Below are 18,667 nucleotides of genomic sequence, written 5' to 3'. Positions count from 1 at the left end.
GATGTGAGGATCCCAAAACAACCAGGATGTTGGCTTAGAAGCAGCCATCATTTAAAGAAAGCGTAACAGCTCACTGGTCTAAATAAGGGTCTTTGCGCCGAAAATGTAACGGGGCTCAAGCCATACACCGAAGCTTAGGGTTCGTGAGCAATCACGAGCGGTAGCGGAGCGTTCTGTAAGCTGATGAAGCCGTACCCGTGAGGGGCGGTGGAGGTATCAGAAGTGCGAATGCTGACATGAGTAACGTAAGGGGAGTGAGAGACTCCCCCGCCGAAAGTCCAAGGGTTCCTGCTTAAAGTTAATCTGAGCAGGGTTAGCCGGCCCCTAAGGCGAGGCCGAAAGGCGTAGTCGATGGGAATCACGTTAATATTCGTGAGCCTGGAGGTAGTGACGGATCGCGTGTATTGTCAGGTCTTATCGGATTGATCCTGGCAGTGAAGCGGTCCCGGGAAATAGCTCCTCCTTATAGCCCGTACCCGAAACCGACACTGGTGGACTGGTAGAGTATACCAAGGCGCTTGAGAGAACTATGCTGAAGGAACTCGGCAAATTGCACGCGTAACTTCGGAAGAAGCGTGACCCTTTTGCGGGCAACCGTAAGAGGGTGGCACAGACCAGGGGGTAGCGACTGTTTATCAAAAACACAGGGCTCTGCGAAGCCGCAAGGCGACGTATAGGGTCTGACGCCTGCCCGGTGCCGGAAGGTTAAGAGGAGAGGTGCAAGCTTTGAATCGAAGCCCCGGTAAACGGCGGCCGTAACTATAACGGTCCTAAGGTAGCGAAATTCCTTGTCGGGTAAGTTCCGACCTGCACGAATGGCGTAACGACTTCCCCGCTGTCTCCAGCATAGACTCAGTGAAATTGAATTCCCCGTGAAGATGCGGGGTTCCTGCGGTTAGACGGAAAGACCCCGTGCACCTTTACTATAGCTTTACATTGGCATTCGTAGTGGCATGTGTAGGATAGGTGGTAGGCTTTGAAGCCAGGGCGCCAGCCTTGGTGGAGCCACCCTTGAAATACCACCCTTATTACTATGGATGTCTAACCGCGGCCCGTCATCCGGGTCCGGGACAATGTATGGTGGGTAGTTTGACTGGGGCGGTCGCCTCCTAAAGAGTAACGGAGGCGCGCGATGGTGGGCTCAGAACGGTCGGAAATCGTTCGCTGAGTGCAATGGCATAAGCCTGCCTGACTGCGAGACTGACAAGTCGAGCAGAGACGAAAGTCGGTCATAGTGATCCGGTGGTCCCGTGTGGAAGGGCCATCGCTCAACGGATAAAAGGTACGCCGGGGATAACAGGCTGATGACCCCCAAGAGTCCATATCGACGGGGTTGTTTGGCACCTCGATGTCGACTCATCGCATCCTGGGGCTGGAGCAGGTCCCAAGGGTATGGCTGTTCGCCATTTAAAGCGGTACGTGAGTTGGGTTCAGAACGTCGTGAGACAGTTCGGTCCCTATCTGCCGTGGGTGTAGGAATATTGACAGGATCTGTCCCTAGTACGAGAGGACCGGGATGGACGTATCTCTGGTGGACCTGTTGTGGCGCCAGCCGCATAGCAGGGTAGCTATATACGGACGGGATAACCGCTGAAGGCATCTAAGCGGGAAACCCACCTGAAAACGAGTATTCCCTCAAGAACCGTGGAAGACGACCACGTTGATAGGCCGGGTGTGGAAGAGCGGCAACGCTTGAAGCTTACCGGTACTAATAGTTCGATCGGCTTGATCGTTCTCATTCCTAATGTTCATCGCTGCGCGATGTCTGTTATCGCTCACGCTGGTTCCGCCCTTCGGGCGGCGCTGCGCGGGCGCGGCGCACAAGCGCCGACGGTCGGTCGACCTTGCAGCCTGACGGCTGAAAGGCGATCAAGGCAGACACGCAAAACATCAGCACAAAACAGCTTCTCAGATAACATGCGCTTTGCCGACCTGGTGGTCATGGCGGGGCGGCTGCACCCGTTCCCATTCCGAACACGGCCGTGAAACGCCCCTGCGCCGATGGTACTTCGTCTCAAGACGCGGGAGAGTAGGTCGCTGCCAGGTCTGCTAAACGCATGAAAATCTTCTCATCGTCATCCAGAACAGCTCATTTTCCTGATTTCGGAACGCCGCCCTTCGGGGCGGCGTTTTGCGTTTGCGGCGAGGCTGTGGCTGCCCGCCTCGTGGAGTTGACCGGATAGGGGGAGTCCCGCTGCCCCTCTCTGAAAATTTGGTGGACCCTTTGCCGTTGAAGCGAGGCGAGGGGTGACAGGCCAATCCTTATTTCCTAAAAGACAATCTCACCAAGGGGAGTCCCGCAAGGGGCTGAGAGACCGCTGGCGCAAGCAGCGCGGTGACCCTTCGAACCTGATCCGGATCATGCCGGCGAAGGGATGGCGAATTTCAAGCTGCCTTTTGCCGGCCTCCTTGCGAGGCCGCCCATGCCAGAAACAAAGCCTGAAACAGACGGTCTCGCTGTCATCCACGAAAGGACAGCACGATGACCGAACGCTTCACCGAAACCTTGAAACGAGAAAGCCAGCCGGCCTGGACGCGGGCGGTCGAGCACCGCTTCGTCCAGGAACTGTTTCAGGGCATGGTGCCCGACGAGGTAATGGCCTCCTATCTCGTGCAGGACCACCGCTTTCTCGACAGCTTCCTGACCTTGCTGGGCGCGGCCATCGCCACCAGCGACAGTTTCGAGGCGCGGCTGCGCTTCGGGCGCTTTATCGGCATGGTGTCGGGGGAGGAGAACACCTACTTCCTGCGCGCGTTCGACGCTCTCGGTGTCAGCGAAGAGCAGCGGGCGGCCATTGCCGACACGCAGCCCACGACCGGTTTCAAGGCGATCATGCGCGAGGCGGCGGCCACGCGTTCCTATGCGGCGGCACTTGCCGTGCTCAATGTCGCCGAATGGCTCTATCTCGACTGGGCCATGAAGGCGCCGGCGCCGCTGCCGCGAAACTTCGTCCACGCGGAGTGGATCACCCTGCACGACAATCCCCATTTCCGGGATTTCGTGGCTTTCCTGCGCGCCGAGCTTGACCGTGTCGGGCCGGCGGAATCGGAGACGAGCCGCGATTTCTTCTCGCGCGCCGTGGCGCTGGAACTGGCGTTCTTCGATGCAGCCTATGAGAGTGGAGAGTAAGCAATGGATGTGTTCGAACGGCTGAAGCAGGCTGCCGCCGCTGACTGGCAGAGCTATGTCGGTCATGAATTCGTGCGGCAGCTCGGCGCGGGTACTCTGCCCGAGGCGGCGTTCCGGGCCTATCTGGTGCAGGACTATCTGTTCCTCATCCAGTTCTCGCGCGCCTGGGCGCTCGCGGCTTACAAGAGCCGCACCATTCCCGAAATCCGGGCGGCGCAGGCGGGGCTTTCCGGCATACTCGACGAGACGGAGCTGCATGTGCGGCTGTGCGGGCGCTGGGGGCTCTCGCCCGAGCAGCTCCACTCCGTGCCGGAGCATCAGGCAACCGTCGCCTATACCCGTTTCGTGCTCGACTGCGGCGCGGCCGGCGACCTGCTGGACCTCCATGTCGCGCTCGCGCCGTGTGTCATCGGCTATGCCGAGATCGGCAAGGCATTGGCGCCAAACGGCGTCGCCGCACTGGGGGACCACCCGTACCGTGAATGGATCGGCGAATATGCCGGGGATGCATTCCAGCAGCTTGCCGTCGGTTCACGCAAGCTGCTCGACGATCTGGCGGCGCGCTCGATGACGGAGCGGCGTTTCGGGGAGCTTGCCGCCCTGTTCGGCAAGGCCTCGCGGCTGGAGGCGGATTTCTGGCAGATGGGGCTGGATGCCGCCCGAGGCTGACACGAAAAACCTCCCCGGCGGCGGTTTCGGCCGGGGAGTTTTCTGGCGGGAGGCATGTCGTTGCCGCCGCGCCTTTTTCGCGACTGCTTAGAGGATGACGACCTTCGAGCCGGGGCGCGCACGCTGATAGAGGTCGACGACATCCATGTTCAGCATGCGGATGCAGCCGGCCGAAACCGCCTTGCCGATGCTGTTCGGCTGGTTGGTGCCGTGGATGCGGTAGTAGGTATCCTTGCCGTCCTTGAACAGGTAGAGCGCGCGCGCGCCCAGCGGATTGGTCGGGCCGCCTTCGACGCCGTTCTCATATTTCTTGTACTGCTCGGGCGCGCGGGCGATCATCGAGTCGGTCGGGCGCCAGCGCGGCCATTCCTGCTTCCAGGCGAGATCGGTGACGCCGCTGAACCCGCGCCCGGCGGCACCCACGCCGACGCCGTAGCGCAGCGCCTTGCCATTGGCCTGGACGAGGTAGAGGAAGCGGTTGGCGGGATCGACGACGATGGTGCCAGGCGCATAGTCGCTGCGATAATCGACCATCTGGCGGTGATATTTTTCCGGGATCTTGGACAGGTCTTCCTGCGGAAGCGGGAAACGCTCATTGGGGCGCGGCCCATAGCGCGGCGGCGTGACCGAAGCCTGTTCGACCGGCGCGGGCGCGGGCTCGGCCACAGGCGGCGCGGGCGCAGGGCTGGTCACGGTCATCTCGGAAGATGTGGCGCAGGCGCCCAGCCCCATGCAGGCCAGAAGCGCCAGCGCAGTCCATACGCGCCGTGCCGGCCGCTCGTCCATTGCGTCGGTCATATGCCTGAAGTCCTTCGTATCAGTTGCTGTCGCGCGCTCGCGCGTCGGAAATAACCTGCCGGAAGCCCGCTTCGTCGAGCGCGGAGGCGACGAGGAAGGGGCCGATGAGGAAGACCGGGGTGCCGGCAAGGCCGAGCGCGTCGGCCTGCGCGCCATGACGCTGCAGGAGGGCGGTGATCTCGGCGTCCTTCGCCTTCATGTCATGCTCCAGCCGGGCCATGTCGAGCCCGGCTCCGGCCACCGCCTTGCGCATCCTGTCTTCCTCGACCCTGCCGCCCTTGATGGCCATCAGCGCATGATGGGCCTCGCCGTACCTGCCCTGGCGGTGGGCCGCCAGCGCCAGCCTGGCGCCGTAGATCGAGGCCGAGGTGAGGATCGGCCAATCCTTGTAGACCAGTCGCACCTTGCCGTCGGCACGCACGACCTTGTTGAGCGGATCGACCGTCTTCTTGCAGAACGGGCAGTTGTAGTCGAAGAAATAAACGATGGTGACATCGCCCTTGGCGTTGCCGGCCTTCGGGTCCGCCGGATCGTTGAGGATCATCTCGGTGCTGAGCCCGTCGTCGGCGGATGCCTGCGCCGGCGTGACGATGCCGGCCGCCGCCAGCGCCATCAGCGCCAGTGCCGCGCGGCGGTTGAGCGCTGTGGGGCCATGGGTTTCGGAAGAACCGATGTTCGCGAGCTGCGGCATGATCCGGTGCGGGGTGATCGACATGGAAACGGCCTCGATTTCTGCTGGTCGGGCCGACAGGGTTTGGTGGACCTTAAGGCAGGCTTAAGGGCAAAAGGAAAGCCTGCGTACACGTAAAAAATCCGGTGTTGCAGACAGCGCACAGCTTCCGTTCGGGCAGCCGGCGCTCCCTTTCTTAAGATTGCCTTAAGGCGCCGGCATGAGGCAGGGAAACCGTCATGCCGCCGAACAGGCGGCGAGGCGAGCGGAGACGAGGCTTATGCGTTCCATGCGAACCCGACTGTTCGCGATCCTGATCCTGATCACCGGGCTGGTGTGGCTTTCGGCGGTGACGTGGATCTACTTTTCTACCGGTTCGCAGCTCGAGCGGGTGCTCGACGCGCGGCTGATGGAGGCGGCGCGCATGGTCAACTCCATGGTGACGCGGCGCGCCCTTGCCACGGCCGGGGACGCGATCGTGCCGCCGATCGCGACGGAGCCGCATTCCGCCTACAACCGCCAGCTTTCCTGCCAGATATGGTCGCTGGAAGGCACGCTGCTCAGCCAGTCGGACGGAGCGCCGCAGGCGAAGCTGTCGGAAAAGGCCCCCGGCTTTTCCAACGCCGTCATCGATGGCGAGACCTGGCGCGTCTATACGGTGGACAATCCCGAAGCCGGGGTGCGGGTGATGGTCGGCGATCGCGTCTATTTCCGCGATCATCTGGTGAACAACGTCATTGCCGGCGTGCTGCTGCCGGCGCTGCTTATCCTGCCGGTACTGGCGGGGCTGATCTGGCTGAGCGTCGGGCGGGGGCTGACGCCGCTCAGCCGCATCGCCAGGGAGTTGTCCACGCGGCCGGCTTCCGATCTCGGCTCCATCGAGGCTCCGGGCGCGGCGAGCGAGTTGCAGCCGGTGGTGAAGGCGATCAATGCGCTGTTCCGGCGCGTCTCCGAGGCGCGCGAGCGCGAGCGCGACTTCATCGCCTTCGCCGCGCATGAATTGCGCACGCCGATGTCCGGCCTGAAGACACAGGCGCAGATTGCGCTGGCGAGCGCCGACCCGGCGATCCGGGAAAAGGCGCTTTCCCAGATCGTGGCCGGGGTCGACCGGACCGGGCGCCTGGTGCGGCAGCTGCTGGATATCGCCGCGCTGGAAGCCGGGGCCGGGCCTGCCGCCGAAGAGCCCTTCGAGGCCGGCCCTCTGCTGCGGTCGGTCGCCGACGAGCTGGCTACCCATACGGCCGGGTCCGCCGCCATTGTCATAGACCCGGCGTTGGCCGGCCTCCGGATCACCATGCCGCCGGAAGCGTTCCGGCTGGCCGCCCGCAACCTCATGGAAAATGCGCTGCATCATTCGCCTGCGGGGAGCCAGGTCTCCTGCCGGCTTGGAGAGAGCGGCGATGAAGTCACGATCTGGATCGAGGATGCGGGACCGGGCATTCCGGAAGAGGAATTGCCGCGGGTGACGGAACGCTTCTTCCGTGGCCGCTTCCGCTCGGCGGCGGGCAGTGGGCTCGGCCTCAGCATCGTGGAGACGGCGCTGGAACATGCCGGTGCGCGGCTCGACATGCGCAACAGGGATCAGGGCGGGCTTGCCGCCGGCATCGTTGTACCCGCCGGCAAGGCGAGGCGGCTTGCGGCCGCTGCCTGAATCTACTCGCTCAGCTTGCCGATGCCGGCCAGAAGCGCCTCACGGGAAATCTCGCCCATGTGGACGGCACGCAACTGCCCGTCGGGGCCGATGAACAAGGTCGCCGGCAGGCCGGGCGTCGTATAGTGGCGCGAAAACCGGCTCAGCCCGTCGAGAAGCACCGGGTCGAGCGCCAATCCTTCCCTTTCGAGATAAGACCGCACGGTGCCTTCATCCTCACCCTGGTTGACGAACAGGAAGGTGGCGTCGCCATTGCTGGCGGCGACATCGGCCATCATCGGCATTTCGCGCCGGCAGGGCGGGCACCATGACGCCCACAGGTTGACGACCATCGGCTTGCCGGTGAGGGCCGAAGGGGTCACCGTGGTTCCCCCAAGGGCGGTGTAGGGGCCGGACGGCAAGGGGGTCGGCGGTACGCCGGCGGTGAGCTGGATGACCAGCGTGGCCATGAAGGCGGCGGCTGCGGCCGGAACCGGCGTCCACAACAGCAGTCCGGGGTGGCGGCGCAGATGGAGGAGCGTGACGATCACCACGGCGGCAATGCCGGCCGGGATCATGAAGCCGCCCTGCCAGACGGCCAGCACGCGCCACGGCTCGGCCGCGAAACTGTCGAAATGGCGGATCACATGGCCGATACGGGCGGCGAGGAAGAAGGCGAGCGCGGCGCGCCACGACCAGCCGGCAAAGCGCCGGTCGACCGTGCGGGCCAGAAGCTCGGCCCCGGCAAGGAAGGTGAAAATGGCAAGCACTGCCGCAAGGCGCTCGGCCGAGAACATCAGCGGCCCGATGGTGAAGGCGTTCATCCTGCGGTCCTTATTTCCCGGCCTGGGTCGCCGAAGCCACCAGTGATTTCACCTCGATCTCGCCGACCAGCCTGGTGCCGTCGATCTCTGCCTTGTCGGTTCCGAAGAAGATCATCGTCGGCGGGCCAACCACCGCGAGGTCCCGCATCAGGGACTGGTTGGCCTCGTCGAGCCGCGACAGGTCGACCTTGATGCGGCGGAAGCCGGCGAGGCTGTCGGCGACCTGCGCGGCCGGCAGGACGTCACGCTCGATGCCGGTGCAGGTCACGCACCAGTCGGCGGTGAAATAGACCAGCGTCGGCCGCTTCTCGGAGGAAGCGGTGGCGAGCACGCTTTGCAGTTCGGGCGCGGCGGAGATGTTGGCGAAGCCGAGCGCCCCTGTTTCCGCCGTTTGTCGGGACAGGGCGATATGCGCCAGCGGCCGGGCCGGATCGCTGCCGCCGGATGCGGCGCCGACGCCGAGGATCAGCGCATAGAGGGCAATCGCCATGCCGGTACCCTTGCGCAGCCGACGTCCGGCAGTTGCATCGCTGCCCAACGCATCGAAGGCGCCGACGAACACGGCCGCCACCATCGCCAAAGCAGCCCACAGTGCGAGAGCGGCGGGAGCGGGCAACAGGCGCGAGGCCATCCACACGGCCATGCCGAGCAGCACGAAGCCGAAGACATATTTCACATGGTCCATCCAGCCGCCGGTTTTGGGCAAGGCGCGGCTGCCGAAGGTGCCGAAGGCGATCAGCGGCAGGCCTTGTCCCAGCCCGAGGGCGAACAGTGCGGCCGCGCCCAGAGCGGCATCGCCGGTCTGGGCGATGTAGAGCAGGGCGGCCGCCAGCGGGGCGGTGACGCAGGGGCCGACGATCAGCGCCGAGGTGAAGCCGATGGCTGCCGCGCCGCCCAGCGAACCGCGCCGCCCGCTGCCGGTGCCGGCGATGCTGCTGACCCAGGCTGACGGAAGCTGGATCTCGAACAGCCCGAACATTGACAGCGCGAGGATGAAGAAGATCGCCGCCACGGCGCCGACCGCATAGGGCGATTGCAGGACGATCTGGAGGTTCTGGCCGGACCATGCGGCGGCAACGCCGAGCAGGCCGAAGGCCGTAGCCATGGCCAGCACATAGGCGAGCGACAGCGCAAAACCCCGGCGCGGCGTCAGCGTTTCGCCGGAGCGGGCGAGCGTGGCGCTCAGGATCGGATACATGGGCAGCACGCAGGGCGTGAAGGCGAGCAGCAGGCCGAAGGCCAGGAAGCTCGCCACCACCCACAACGCCCCGCCATTGGCCAGAAGCGAGGCGACCATGCCGCCCGAGGCAGCATCCTGCGACAGACGGAAGCCGCCGGTGTCGGCTGCGCCTGCCGCCTGCGCGGGCTCCTCCGAGGGCGGCGCAAACAGGCCGAGACCGGAGCCGGCGGTCCTGATCTCGAGTGTCTCGAGGTTCACCGCGCGCGTTTCGGGCGGGTAGCAGATCGAATCCTTCTTGCAGCCCTGGTAGGTCAGCAGGATTTCGGATGCGTCGCCTTTCGGCAGGTGGGCCGAGGCGGTTCTGTAATAGACTTCCGAGACGCCGAAATTCGGGTCGTCTTCCCGGGTGCCCTCGGTGGTTTCGAGCGCCACGGGCGCTTCGCCGTCGGCGTTCTTGGCCTCGATATGGTCGCGATAGAGGTAATAGCCGTCGGCGATCTTCCATTCGAAGGTCACGCCACCTTGCCGCGCCGGCGCGGCCGTCAGCCTGAATGCCTCATCGGCCTGTAGCAGGTCCGATTGCTGTGCAGCGGCGGGAAGGATGCCGACAAGGAAAAGCAGGGCCGAGAGGGCAAGTGTGATTTTTCTCAAAACGACGTTCTCGTGCTCACTTCGCGGATAGGCTTATCAACCGGCAAAGGGTTTTAGCCGGGCTATCAGGTTCTCGGTCGAAAAATTGCCGACCGAGCGGGTGTTTTCGTGCTCACCCCCGCTGGCGGCATCGACGATGAAGACGGTCGGCGGACCGTCGACCCGCAAATGCCGCAACAGGGCGCGATGGCCATCAGTCATGGCGGTGACGTCGATCCTGATCAGGCCGTAGCTTTGCATCAGTTCCGCCACCCGCTCGTCGGGCAGGATCTTGGTGTCGATGACCTTGCAGAAGGCGCACCATTCGGCCCCGACATCGACAAGCGCCACCGTTTTGCTTTGCGACAGATCGGCAAGGGCTGCCTGATATTGGGGCAGGCTTTCAACCAGATAGGTGGCGGCGGGTGCGGGGGCGGCAAGCAGGCCCGCGCCCGCAAGCAGGGGCAAGCCGAGCAGCAAGGTGCGGCGGGTCAGCGGACGGCAGACGGGGGCAGGGGCTTTTGCTGTGTCGCCGGCATGGGAAAACCTGTCCTGCATGGAACTTCGCTCTTTTTTACGCATCGGATTTGGCGGGCTTGGGTTGCGAAGCTTAAGTCAGGCTTAAAGCCTTCTTGCGGGCACAGGGCTCAGGGCTCCGGACCGAGGCGATAACCCAGCCCGCGCACCGTTTCGATGAGACCCGCCCCCAGCTTGGCGCGCAGATGGTGGATGTGCACCTCCACCGTGTTGCTCTCCACCTCTTCCTGCCAGCCATAGAGCTTGTCCTCGAGCCGGGCCTTGGAAAGGATCGCGCCGGGATGGCTCATCAGTGCTTGGAGGATGGTGAATTCGCGCCGTGAAAGCCGGACCTGCCGGCCCGCCCGCTCGACAAGCCGGCTGGCGGGCACCAGCGTCACGTCGCGCCAGCGCAGCTCGGTGCTGGAGCGGCCGGTGGAGCGCCGTGTGAGTGCCCGGAGCCGCGCCGCCACCTCGTCGAGGTCGAAGGGCTTGCCCAGATAGTCGTCGGCGCCGGTGTCGAGCCCGGCGATGCGGTCGACAACGGCGTCGCGCGCCGTGAGCATCAGCACCGGCGTTTCGTCGCGGGCGGTCCGCAGCGATTTCAGCACGTCGAGCCCGGAGCCATCGGGTAGCATCAGGTCCAGCACCACGGCATCGAAGCGGTTTGCCTCCAGCGCGGCCAGCGCGCCTTCGCAAGTGGCGACGGCATCGGTGGTGAAGCCGGCCAGGGACAGGCCGACCTTCAGCCCGTCCCGCAGGATGTCGTCGTCTTCCACGATCAGCAGCCGCATCTTTTCCTTCCACGTGAATGTCCGCGCTTTGTCGATAGGCCTTAAGGCAGTCTTAAGCAAAGGCCGGCGCCGACGAACCGGTTTTGCAATGGGCGGCAAATCGATTATCGTCGCCTTGCTTGTCCAGTTTCGGGGAGACGGGTGTGGGCATCAATTTCGGGAAGAAATACAGCCATTTGACGCATGGCTTCGGCTGCCTGTGCCAAAGCCCGCTGGTGGCCGAGATCAATGCGCGGCTCAATGGCGGCATGTCGCGGCGCTCCGTCCTGCGCGGCATCGCCGGTGCGGTCGGCACCATGGCGGTGGGGCTGCCGGCCTTTGCCGCCGACGGCAAGCCGGTGTTGCTGAAAAACGTCAAGGTGTTCGACGGCAAGTCCGCCGCCTATCTGGAGGGGCGCGACGTGCTGGTGTCGGGCAACCGGATCGAGGATCTGGTCGGGCAGGGCGAAACCGTTGCCGATGCCGAAATCATCGATTGCGGCGGGCGGACGCTGATGCCGGGGCTGATCGATGCCCATTGGCACACCATTCTGGCCGGAATCAACCAGGTGGCGGCGATGACGGCGGATGTCGCCTATGTCCATCTGGTTGCCGCGCAGGAGGCCGAGCGCACGCTGATGCGCGGCTTTACCACGGTGCGCGATGTCGGCGGACCTTCCTTTGCGCTGAAGCGCGCGATCGATGAAGGCCGCATGGCCGGCCCGCGCATCTATCCGAGCGGCGCCATGATCTCGCAGACCTCGGGCCATGGCGACTTCCGCATGCGCACCGACCTGCCGCGCAGCACGCAAAGCAATTTGAGCGCCACCGAAGTGTCAGGCATCTCGGCCCTTGCCGATGGCGTGCCGGAGGTGCTGCGCCGCGCCCGCGAACAGCTCATGCTGGGCGCCAGCCAGCTCAAGATCATGGCGGGCGGCGGCGTCACCTCGGTGTTCGACCCGCTGGATTCGCTGCAATTCACCGAGGCCGAGATGAGGGCCGCCGTCGATGCCGCTTCCGACTGGGGCACCTATGTGTGCGCCCATGTCTACACCTCGGCCGGCATCAGGCGGGCGCTGGACTGCGGCGTGAAAAGCATCGAGCACGGGCAACTGGCGGATGAGGACACGGTGCGCCGCATGGCCGATGCCGGCGTGTGGTGGAGCCTGCAACCCTTCCTCGCGGACGAGGATTCCAACCCCGGGAGCACGCCGGAGCAGCAGCAGAAACGCCTTGAAGTTTCGCAAGGCACGGTCCGCGCCTTCGAGCTCGGCAAGAAGCATGGCGTCAACATGGCCTGGGGCACGGACATATTGTTCAACCCCAAGGGTACGGCCGCGCAGGGCCGGCACCTGGCCAAGATCGCCCGCTGGTTCGACAATCACGAAGTGCTTTCCCTGGCCACCGGCCGCAACGCCGAACTGCTGGCGCTGTCGGGTCCGCGCAATCCCTATCAGGGCAAGCTCGGCGTGATCGAGGCCGGCGCCATGGCCGACCTTCTGGTCGTGGAGGGCGATCCGCTGCAGGATATTTCGGTGGTCGCCGATCCGGACAACACCATGAAGCTCATCATGAAGGATGGGCGCATCCACAAGAACACGCTCGGAGCCTGACGCCGCCATGATGATGAGAACGACCGCGGGGTTTGCCGCCCTTCTTGCCCTGACCGGGTCCGTGCTCGCCGCCGATGTGCTGCCGCCGGTGGAGCAGCCTGTGGCCGTGGAGGCGGAACGGCCGCTGTGGGCCTTCCAAGTCACGCCCTATATGTGGGCGGCGGGTCTGAAAGGCGATATCTCGCCGTTCCGGCGGGCGCCGACGATTCCCGTCGAGAAGGATTTCGGCGATATCCTCGACGATCTCAATTTCGGCGGCTTCATCAATGTCTGGGGCCGCTACGACCGCTTCGTGTTCTCGGGCGACATCATGTACACCAGCACGACGGACAGCCACAGTTTCGGGAACATACCCCAACTGCCGGGTATGCCGCCTGTAGCGAGCGCGGACGTCGATGTCGATACCAAGCAGTTCACCTCCACGCTGGCGGCCGGCTACAGGGTGTTCGACGTGCCCGGCACCACGCTCGACCTGCTTGGCGGCGTGCGTATCTGGCATGTTTCGAACAAGGTGACGGTGGATGCGGGCTTCATTTCTGCCTCGCACAAGGAAAGCTTCGGCTGGGTCGATCCGGTGGTCGGCGCGCGCCTGTTCCACGGCCTGACCGACAAGCTGTCCTTCCAGATGCAGGCCGATGTCGGCGGCTTCGACGTCGGCTCGAAATTCACCTACCAGGCGCTGGCGACGTTCAACTATACGTTCACGGACCACCTGTCGGCATCGGTCGGCTACAAGGTGCTGAGCGTCGATTACGACCATGACGGGCACGTCTTCGACACGACGCTGCACGGCCCCGTGCTCGGCCTGACCTACCGGTTCTAAAGGTCGATGCGTCGTCCATTCGAAGCGGCGATGGCATGGATGGCCTCCTCGATGGCCAGCGCCTCCCTGAACGACGGCCAGGCTTCCGTGCTGGCCGCGATGGCGCGCAGGAATTCGGCCGCCTCGATGGTCTTGAGGTCGTTGAAGCCGAGCTGGTGGCCGGGGGCGGGCGTGAAGTTGCCATAGGGCGGGTGCGAGGGCCCGGTGAGAATGGTCCTGAACCCCTGTTCGGCTGCAGGACCGTTGTTCTGGAACAGGTGCAACTCGTTCATGCGTTCCTGATCGAAGCGGATCATGCCCTGTGTGCCATGCACCTCGAAGATCATGCTGTTCTTGCGGCCCCAGGCTGAGCGCGATGTCGAGAACAGGCCCTGCTGGCCGCCTGCGAAGGTGAGGATGGCCGAGGCGATGTCGTCATTCTCGACCGGCCGGCGCTCGCCGCTTTCGGGGGAGGGGCGCGTTTCATGCACCGTGCGGATGTCGCCGATGACGCTGCTTATGGGTCCCATCAGGCCGATGGCCATGGACAGCATGTGGCAGCCCATGTCGCCCAGCGCACCGAGCCCGGCTTCCGCTTTGGTCGCCCGCCATGTCCACGGCAGGTCCGGGTCGGCCTGATAGTCCTCGTCGACGAAGCCGCGGAAATGGATGAGGCGGCCGATGGCGCCTTCGCCGATCAGCCGCCGCGCATGCTGGTAGGCGGGGTTGCGGATGTAATTGTAGCCGACCATGGTGCGCCGGCCGCTTTTTTCGGCGGCTTCCGTCATGGCACGGGCCTCGTCCAGCGTCAGTGCCATCGGCTTTTCGCAATGGACGTGCTTGCCGGCTTCAAGGGCGGCGATGGCTATGGCGGCATGCAGCTTGTTGGGCGTGGTGATGCACACGACATCGATGGCCGGATCGGTGACCAGCGCGCGCCAGTCGTCGGTCGAGCGGGCAAAGCCGAATTGATCGGCCATGGCGGACGCCTTGCCCGACGGCGTGTCGCAGAGCAGTTCCAGCCGTGGTGTCGGCACGTCGCCGAACACGGCCTTGACCGCGCCATAGGCCAGTGCATGGCACTTGCCCATGAAGCCGGTGCCGATCAGCCCGATGCCGATGTCGCTCATGCGCCGCTGTCCACTTCCGTCACCCGCACGGCACGGCCTTCCTGCACGGATTTCAGCGCCGCTTCGGCCAGAAGCAGCGCCGCAAGTCCGTCCGCCCCGGAGGGCGAGGGTGTCTGGCCGCCGACCATGGCGGCGATGAAAGCGGCGATCTCGGCCGCATAGGCTTCCGTATAGCGGGTCATGAAGAAATCATGCAGCGGCGGCAGGCGGTAGCCGTCGGCGGTGGCCAGCTCCACCGAGACCGGCCGCTGGTTCTGTGCCGAAACGGCGCCCAGCGAGCCATGCACCTCGATGCGCTGGTCGTAGCCATAGGTGGCGCGGCGCGAGTTGGAGATGCTGCACTGCCGCCCGGAGGCGGTCATGAGCACCAGCGAGGCGCTGTCGAAGTCTCCCAGCCGGCCGATCTCGGGATCGACCAGAACCGAGGCGGCGGCGAAGACGCTTTCGATCTCCTCGCCCAGCAGGAAGCGGGCCATGTCGAAATCGTGGATGGTCATGTCGCGGAAGATGCCGCCCGACGAGGCGATATAGGCGGGCGGCGGCGGGCCGGGGTCGCGCGAGACGATCTGTACCATCTCGACAGCGCCGATGCGGCCCTCGTCGATGGCCTGCCGCACGGCGCGGAAATGCGGGTCGAAGCGGCGGTTGAAGCCGACCATCAGCCTGGCCCCGGTTTCTTCCACCGTTTTCAGGCAGGCGCGCACGCGCGCCACGGAAAGATCGACCGGCTTTTCGCAGAAGATCGCCTTGCCGGCGCGGGCGAACAGCTCGATCAGGTCGGCATGGGTGTCGGTCGGCGTGCAGACGACGACCGCGTCGATGCTCTTGTCGGGGGCGATATCCTCTATGGAACGCACCGCGCAGCCATATTGCCTGGCAAGCGCGTTGGCGGCTTCCGGCACCGGATCGGCAACCGCCGCCAGCCGGGCGTCATGGTTGGAGGCAATGGCCTGCGCATGGACCTTGCCGATGCGCCCGGCGCCAAGAAGAGCGAAACTGATCGTCATGCCTGCCCTCGACAAACTGGGCGCCGCCGGTTCCATGCAAAACGCTCCGGCATTGCCCGCCTGAGTGAATTAGAATAAAAATTCCAAAATCACGGAAGATGGATCGTGTCAAGGAGCAAGCGATGGACCACGACGAAGCAGGCGCGCCGCACACCGTCGAAGCCTTCTATGAAAGGCTGCGGCGCGACGGCCACGACCTGCCCAAGCGGCTGCGGCAATGCGCCGACTATGTCGCGGCCTATCCCGACAAGGTGGCGGTGTCGACCGTGGCCGAACTGGCGGAGGCGGCCGATGTGCCGCCCTCGGCCTTCATGCGGTTTTGCCAGGAGCTCGGCTTTTCCGGCTTCTCGCACATGCAGAAGCTGTTCCGGGAGGAATATGCCCAGAAATGGCCGAACTATGCGACGCGGCTGACCAAGCTGCGCGACAGCGGCAACGACACGCCGGCGGCTCTTCTGGCTGAATTCGCCGAGGCCGGCCGCAATTCCATCGAGAATCTCGCCCGCACCATCGACCCCGACCTGCTCGACCAGGCGGTAGGGATGCTTTCGGGCGCGCGCACCATCCATCTGGTCGGCAACCGCCGGGCGTTTCCGGTCGCCTCTTATCTCGCCTATTCCTTCGAGAAGATGAGCATTCCCGCCATCCTGCACAGCGGCGTCGGCAATCTGAAGCTCGACAATTTGCTGGCCCAAGGCGACGCGATGATCGCCATCAGCTTCGCGCCCTACACGGCCGACACGGTCGAGCTTGCCGAGGAGGCGGAACGGCAGGGGCTGGGCATCGTCGCCCTGACCGATCTGCCCACCAGCCCGCTGGCGAGGCTCGATGCGGTCAGGCTGTTCGTGTCGGAAATCGATGTCGGCGCTTTCCGCTCGCTCTCGGCGGCGCTGACGCTGGCCATGGCGCTGTCGGTCGCCGTCGGGGCGCATCGGCGCCGGCATGAAAATAGAAAATGAAAGTTGCTTTTTGAAAAAAATAGAATAATTATGTCATTTATGATCTCGGGGCGTCCGGGGTCGCTGCGCATGCACCGGCTTCCGGAGGAGGAAACCGGCATGCGGACGAAACGGGGAGGTTTCAATGAGAAGGACGTTTCTTGCACTCGCAGCCGCGGTCGCTACCGCTTTTGCGGGTCTTTCCACGCCGGCTCATGCCGAGGGCGAGCGCTTCGTTCTGGTCAGTCACGCACCGGACAGCGATAGCTGGTGGAACACCATCAAGAATGCCATCACGCTTGCCGGCAAGCAGATGGAGGTGACGGTCGAATACCGCAACCCGCCGACCGGCGACCTGGCCGACATGGCTCGCATCATCGAGCAGGCGGCGGCTTCCAATCCCAACGGCATCATTTCCACCATCGCCGATTACGACGTGTTGTCCGGCCCGCTCTCCAATGCGGTGGCCAAGGGCATTCCGGTCATCACCATCAATTCCGGCACCGAGGAGCAGTCGAAGCAGCTCGGCGCGTTGCTGCATGTCGGCCAGCCCGAGAAGGCGGCCGGTGTCGGTGCGGGCGAAAAGGCCAAGGCAGCGGGCGTCACCAAGTTCCTGTGCGTCAACCACTACATCACCAACCCGGCTTCCGTTGAGCGGTGCCAGGGCTATGCCGAGGCGCTCGGCGTGGAACTCGGCTCGCAGATGATCGATTCCGGGCTCGACCCGGCCGAGGTCAAGTCGAAGGTTCTGGCCTATCTGCAAAGCAACCCCGACACCAACGGCATCCTGACGCTGGGGCCGAACTCGGCCCATCCGACCATCGCGGCACTTCAGGAAAGCGGCAAGGCGGGCACCATCCACTTCGCCACCTTCGACCTGTCGAGCGAGATTTCGGCGGCCATCAAGGATGGCACCATCGCCTTCGCCATCGACCAGCAGCCGTTCCTGCAAGGCTATCTGCCGGTGGTGATCCTCACCAATCTCGCCCGCTACGGCGTCGTGCCGGGCAATTCGATCAATTCCGGTCCGGGGTTCATCACCAAGGACAATATCGAACTCGTCGAGAAACTGGCCGGCGAATACCGCTAGCCCGAGACGCGGGCGCCGCCGGAAAGGCCGGCGCCCGCCTGTCCAGGATCGCCACCCAGAATAGGACCGGCGTGCTGCGTGTGGCGGCGCGACGGGCGGGCATTACCGGAGGCCGGCATGACCGAACAGGACTCCAAGACCAGACCTGTCGCGAACGCGGCGGAACTGATAGCGGATGAGCGCGTCAAGCAGATCTCGCCGCTGCGCCGGGCGCTGGTCCGGCCCGAACTCGGCGCCATATGCGGCACCATCCTGGTCTTCGTCTTCTTCTTCGCCATTGCCCGCAACAGCGGCATGTTCGCGCCGGAAGGGGTGCTGAACTGGGGCGTGGTGGCAGCGCAGTTCGCCGTCATCGCGGTCGGCGCCTGCCTGCTGATGATCGCCGGCGAGTTCGACCTGTCGGTCGGCTCGATGATCGGTTTTTCCGGCATCGTCATCGCGCTGATGTCAGTGACATGGCAATATCCGGTGTGGCTGGCCATTCTGGTCGCCTTCGCCATCGCGCTCGCCATCGGCGCGCTGAACGGCTACCTCGTCATAAAGACCGGCTTGCCGTCCTTCATCGTCACGCTGGCCTTCCTCTACATATTGCGCGGGCTCACCATCTTCATCTCCATCTCCACCACGCGCCAGACCATCATCGGCGGGGTGCGGGAGGTGGCGGCGGGCGATCCGCTGGCCTGGCTGTTCGGCGGCAAGGTGCTGGGCTGGCTGTTCGCCTGGCTGGCCGATCTCGGCCTGATCGGCAAGTTCGTGGCCGGGCCGCGCGCCGGGCAGCCGGTGGTGGACGGCATCCCGATCCTCATCATCTGGGCGCTGGTGCTGGTCGCCTTCGGCCATATCCTTCTCACCCGCACCCGTTTCGGCAACTGGATCTTCGCCTCCGGCGGCGATGCGCAGGCGGCGCGCTATGTCGGCGTGCCGGTCGACCGGGTGAAGATCCTGATGTTCATGTTCTCCGCCTTCTGCGCCACTGTCTTCGCCACTTGCCAGGTGATGGAGTTCGGCTCGGCGGCGGCCGATCGCGGCCTGCTCAAGGAGTTCGAGGCGATCATCTCGGTGGTGATCGGCGGCGCGCTGCTCACCGGCGGCTACGGCTCGGTGATCGGGGCGGCACTCGGCGCGCTGATCTTCGGCGTCGTCCAGCAAGGGCTGTTCTTCGCCGGGGTGGAAAGTTCGCTGTTCCGCGTCTTCCTCGGTGCCATCCTTTTGATGGCCGTCATCCTCAACACCTATATCCGCCGCATGATCACGGGGGAGCGCTGAG

Annotated in this window: 16 protein-coding genes, 2 rRNA genes and 1 riboswitch (1 of these 19 running past the window's edge); of the genes, 10 read left to right on the top strand and 8 right to left on the bottom strand. The window is 64.6% G+C overall.

What is annotated here, in order from left to right; translation table 11 throughout:
* The 4 genes from ABID37_RS19020 to ABID37_RS19005 form a co-directional block, all read left to right on the top strand.
* Positions 1–1,733: ribosomal RNA gene (locus ABID37_RS19020) — 23S ribosomal RNA — on the top strand; it begins 1,081 nt to the left of the window's first position.
* Between the two features lie 198 nt (positions 1,734–1,931).
* Positions 1,932–2,046 (top strand): 5S ribosomal RNA (rrf, locus tag ABID37_RS19015).
* Between the two features lie 232 nt (positions 2,047–2,278).
* A riboswitch (TPP riboswitch) is annotated at positions 2,279–2,393 on the top strand.
* Between the two features lie 89 nt (positions 2,394–2,482).
* The gene (locus ABID37_RS19010) at positions 2,483–3,130 is read left to right on the top strand and encodes a TenA family protein (protein ID WP_354197606.1); all 648 of its coding nucleotides are present in this window, start codon (positions 2,483–2,485) and stop codon (positions 3,128–3,130) included.
* A 3-nt stretch (positions 3,131–3,133) separates the two neighbouring features.
* On the top strand, positions 3,134–3,799 hold the full coding sequence (locus ABID37_RS19005; RefSeq protein WP_354197604.1) for a TenA family protein: 666 nt from the start codon (positions 3,134–3,136) through the stop codon (positions 3,797–3,799).
* 87 nt (positions 3,800–3,886) lie between these two features.
* On the opposite strand, the gene ABID37_RS19000 is transcribed toward ABID37_RS19005, so the two are convergent.
* Both ABID37_RS19000 and ABID37_RS18995 read right to left on the bottom strand, forming a co-directional pair.
* Positions 3,887–4,597, bottom strand: a complete 711-nt coding sequence (locus ABID37_RS19000; protein WP_354197602.1) for a L,D-transpeptidase — start codon at positions 4,595–4,597, stop codon at positions 3,887–3,889.
* A gap of 19 nt (positions 4,598–4,616) precedes the next feature.
* Positions 4,617–5,288 (bottom strand): DsbA family protein, encoded by a 672-nt coding sequence (locus tag ABID37_RS18995; RefSeq protein ID WP_354197661.1) that lies wholly within the window; start codon positions 5,286–5,288, stop codon positions 4,617–4,619.
* 259 nt (positions 5,289–5,547) lie between these two features.
* On the opposite strand from ABID37_RS18995, the gene ABID37_RS18990 reads away from it, so the two are divergent.
* Positions 5,548–6,918 (top strand): ATP-binding protein, encoded by a 1,371-nt coding sequence (locus ABID37_RS18990; protein ID WP_354197600.1) that lies wholly within the window; start codon positions 5,548–5,550, stop codon positions 6,916–6,918.
* A 2-nt stretch (positions 6,919–6,920) separates the two neighbouring features.
* On the opposite strand, the gene ABID37_RS18985 is transcribed toward ABID37_RS18990, so the two are convergent.
* The 4 genes from ABID37_RS18985 to ABID37_RS18970 all read right to left on the bottom strand — a co-directional run bounded on the left by ABID37_RS18985 (position 6,921) and on the right by ABID37_RS18970 (position 10,841).
* Positions 6,921–7,721, bottom strand: coding sequence for a TlpA family protein disulfide reductase (locus tag ABID37_RS18985; protein WP_354197598.1), 801 nt, complete (start codon positions 7,719–7,721; stop codon positions 6,921–6,923).
* A 10-nt stretch (positions 7,722–7,731) separates the two neighbouring features.
* Positions 7,732–9,552 carry a protein-disulfide reductase DsbD gene (dsbD, locus tag ABID37_RS18980; RefSeq protein WP_354197596.1) on the bottom strand — a complete coding sequence of 607 codons (1,821 nt, stop codon included), beginning with the start codon at positions 9,550–9,552 and terminating at the stop codon, positions 7,732–7,734.
* Positions 9,553–9,588: 36 nt separating this feature from the next.
* On the bottom strand, positions 9,589–10,089 hold the full coding sequence (locus ABID37_RS18975; protein WP_354197595.1) for a thioredoxin family protein: 501 nt from the start codon (positions 10,087–10,089) through the stop codon (positions 9,589–9,591).
* A gap of 89 nt (positions 10,090–10,178) precedes the next feature.
* Complete coding sequence (locus ABID37_RS18970) at positions 10,179–10,841, bottom strand: response regulator (RefSeq protein ID WP_354197593.1); 663 nt, start codon at positions 10,839–10,841, stop codon at positions 10,179–10,181.
* 143 nt (positions 10,842–10,984) lie between these two features.
* Between ABID37_RS18970 and ABID37_RS18965 the strand changes: the two genes are divergently transcribed.
* Together ABID37_RS18965 and ABID37_RS18960 are read left to right on the top strand one after the other, a co-directional pair.
* Positions 10,985–12,433, top strand: a complete 1,449-nt coding sequence (locus ABID37_RS18965; protein ID WP_354197591.1) for a metal-dependent hydrolase family protein — start codon at positions 10,985–10,987, stop codon at positions 12,431–12,433.
* A gap of 7 nt (positions 12,434–12,440) precedes the next feature.
* Positions 12,441–13,256 carry a DUF481 domain-containing protein gene (locus ABID37_RS18960; RefSeq protein ID WP_354197589.1) on the top strand — a complete coding sequence of 272 codons (816 nt, stop codon included), beginning with the start codon at positions 12,441–12,443 and terminating at the stop codon, positions 13,254–13,256.
* Here ABID37_RS18960 and ABID37_RS18955 read toward each other — a convergent pair.
* Positions 13,253–14,365, bottom strand: a complete 1,113-nt coding sequence (locus ABID37_RS18955) for a Gfo/Idh/MocA family protein (RefSeq protein ID WP_354197587.1) — start codon at positions 14,363–14,365, stop codon at positions 13,253–13,255. The genes ABID37_RS18960 and ABID37_RS18955 overlap by 4 nt on opposite strands.
* Positions 14,362–15,372, bottom strand: coding sequence for an inositol 2-dehydrogenase (gene iolG, locus ABID37_RS18950; RefSeq protein WP_354197585.1), 1,011 nt, complete (start codon positions 15,370–15,372; stop codon positions 14,362–14,364). Before iolG ends, ABID37_RS18955 begins: the two co-directional genes overlap by 4 nt.
* Before the next feature lie 122 nt (positions 15,373–15,494).
* Here iolG and ABID37_RS18945 point away from each other — a divergent pair, with 122 nt between their 5' ends.
* The 3 genes from ABID37_RS18945 to ABID37_RS18935 all read left to right on the top strand — a co-directional run bounded on the left by ABID37_RS18945 (position 15,495) and on the right by ABID37_RS18935 (position 18,666).
* Positions 15,495–16,331: a MurR/RpiR family transcriptional regulator gene (locus ABID37_RS18945; protein ID WP_354197583.1), complete on the top strand. Its 837-nt coding sequence runs from the start codon at positions 15,495–15,497 to the stop codon at positions 16,329–16,331.
* A 124-nt stretch (positions 16,332–16,455) separates the two neighbouring features.
* A complete protein-coding gene (locus ABID37_RS18940; protein WP_354197581.1) occupies positions 16,456–17,400 on the top strand; it encodes a sugar ABC transporter substrate-binding protein in 945 nt (314 codons plus the stop codon).
* A gap of 117 nt (positions 17,401–17,517) precedes the next feature.
* Positions 17,518–18,666 (top strand): ABC transporter permease, encoded by a 1,149-nt coding sequence (locus ABID37_RS18935; protein WP_354197579.1) that lies wholly within the window; start codon positions 17,518–17,520, stop codon positions 18,664–18,666.
* Position 18,667: the final 1 nt, after the last annotated feature.

It is taken from the genome of Aquamicrobium terrae (genome assembly GCF_040545735.1).
GTDB classification, from domain to species: Bacteria; Pseudomonadota; Alphaproteobacteria; order Rhizobiales; family Rhizobiaceae; genus Mesorhizobium; species Mesorhizobium terrae_A.
Note: the sequence above shows the minus strand (reverse complement) of the source record. Positions and strands in the feature narration are given on the sequence as shown.

What these genes read in the sequence shown, in the direction of transcription:
- ABID37_RS18940 (WP_354197581.1), top strand. Translation starts at nt 16,456, where the DNA reads ATGAGAAGGACGTTTCTTGCACTCGCAGCCGCGGTCGCTACCGCTTTT.
- ABID37_RS18955 (WP_354197587.1), bottom strand. Translation starts at nt 14,365, where the DNA reads ATGAGCGACATCGGCATCGGGCTGATCGGCACCGGCTTCATGGGCAAG.
- ABID37_RS19000 (WP_354197602.1), bottom strand. Translation starts at nt 4,597, where the DNA reads ATGACCGACGCAATGGACGAGCGGCCGGCACGGCGCGTATGGACTGCG.
- ABID37_RS18995 (WP_354197661.1), bottom strand. Translation starts at nt 5,288, where the DNA reads ATGCCGCAGCTCGCGAACATCGGTTCTTCCGAAACCCATGGCCCCACA.
- ABID37_RS18945 (WP_354197583.1), top strand. Translation starts at nt 15,495, where the DNA reads ATGGACCACGACGAAGCAGGCGCGCCGCACACCGTCGAAGCCTTCTAT.
- ABID37_RS19010 (WP_354197606.1), top strand. Translation starts at nt 2,483, where the DNA reads ATGACCGAACGCTTCACCGAAACCTTGAAACGAGAAAGCCAGCCGGCC.
- ABID37_RS18975 (WP_354197595.1), bottom strand. Translation starts at nt 10,089, where the DNA reads ATGCAGGACAGGTTTTCCCATGCCGGCGACACAGCAAAAGCCCCTGCC.
- iolG (WP_354197585.1), bottom strand. Translation starts at nt 15,372, where the DNA reads ATGACGATCAGTTTCGCTCTTCTTGGCGCCGGGCGCATCGGCAAGGTC.
- ABID37_RS18960 (WP_354197589.1), top strand. Translation starts at nt 12,441, where the DNA reads ATGATGATGAGAACGACCGCGGGGTTTGCCGCCCTTCTTGCCCTGACC.
- ABID37_RS18935 (WP_354197579.1), top strand. Translation starts at nt 17,518, where the DNA reads ATGACCGAACAGGACTCCAAGACCAGACCTGTCGCGAACGCGGCGGAA.
- ABID37_RS18990 (WP_354197600.1), top strand. Translation starts at nt 5,548, where the DNA reads ATGCGTTCCATGCGAACCCGACTGTTCGCGATCCTGATCCTGATCACC.
- ABID37_RS19005 (WP_354197604.1), top strand. Translation starts at nt 3,134, where the DNA reads ATGGATGTGTTCGAACGGCTGAAGCAGGCTGCCGCCGCTGACTGGCAG.
- ABID37_RS18970 (WP_354197593.1), bottom strand. Translation starts at nt 10,841, where the DNA reads ATGCGGCTGCTGATCGTGGAAGACGACGACATCCTGCGGGACGGGCTG.
- ABID37_RS18985 (WP_354197598.1), bottom strand. Translation starts at nt 7,721, where the DNA reads ATGAACGCCTTCACCATCGGGCCGCTGATGTTCTCGGCCGAGCGCCTT.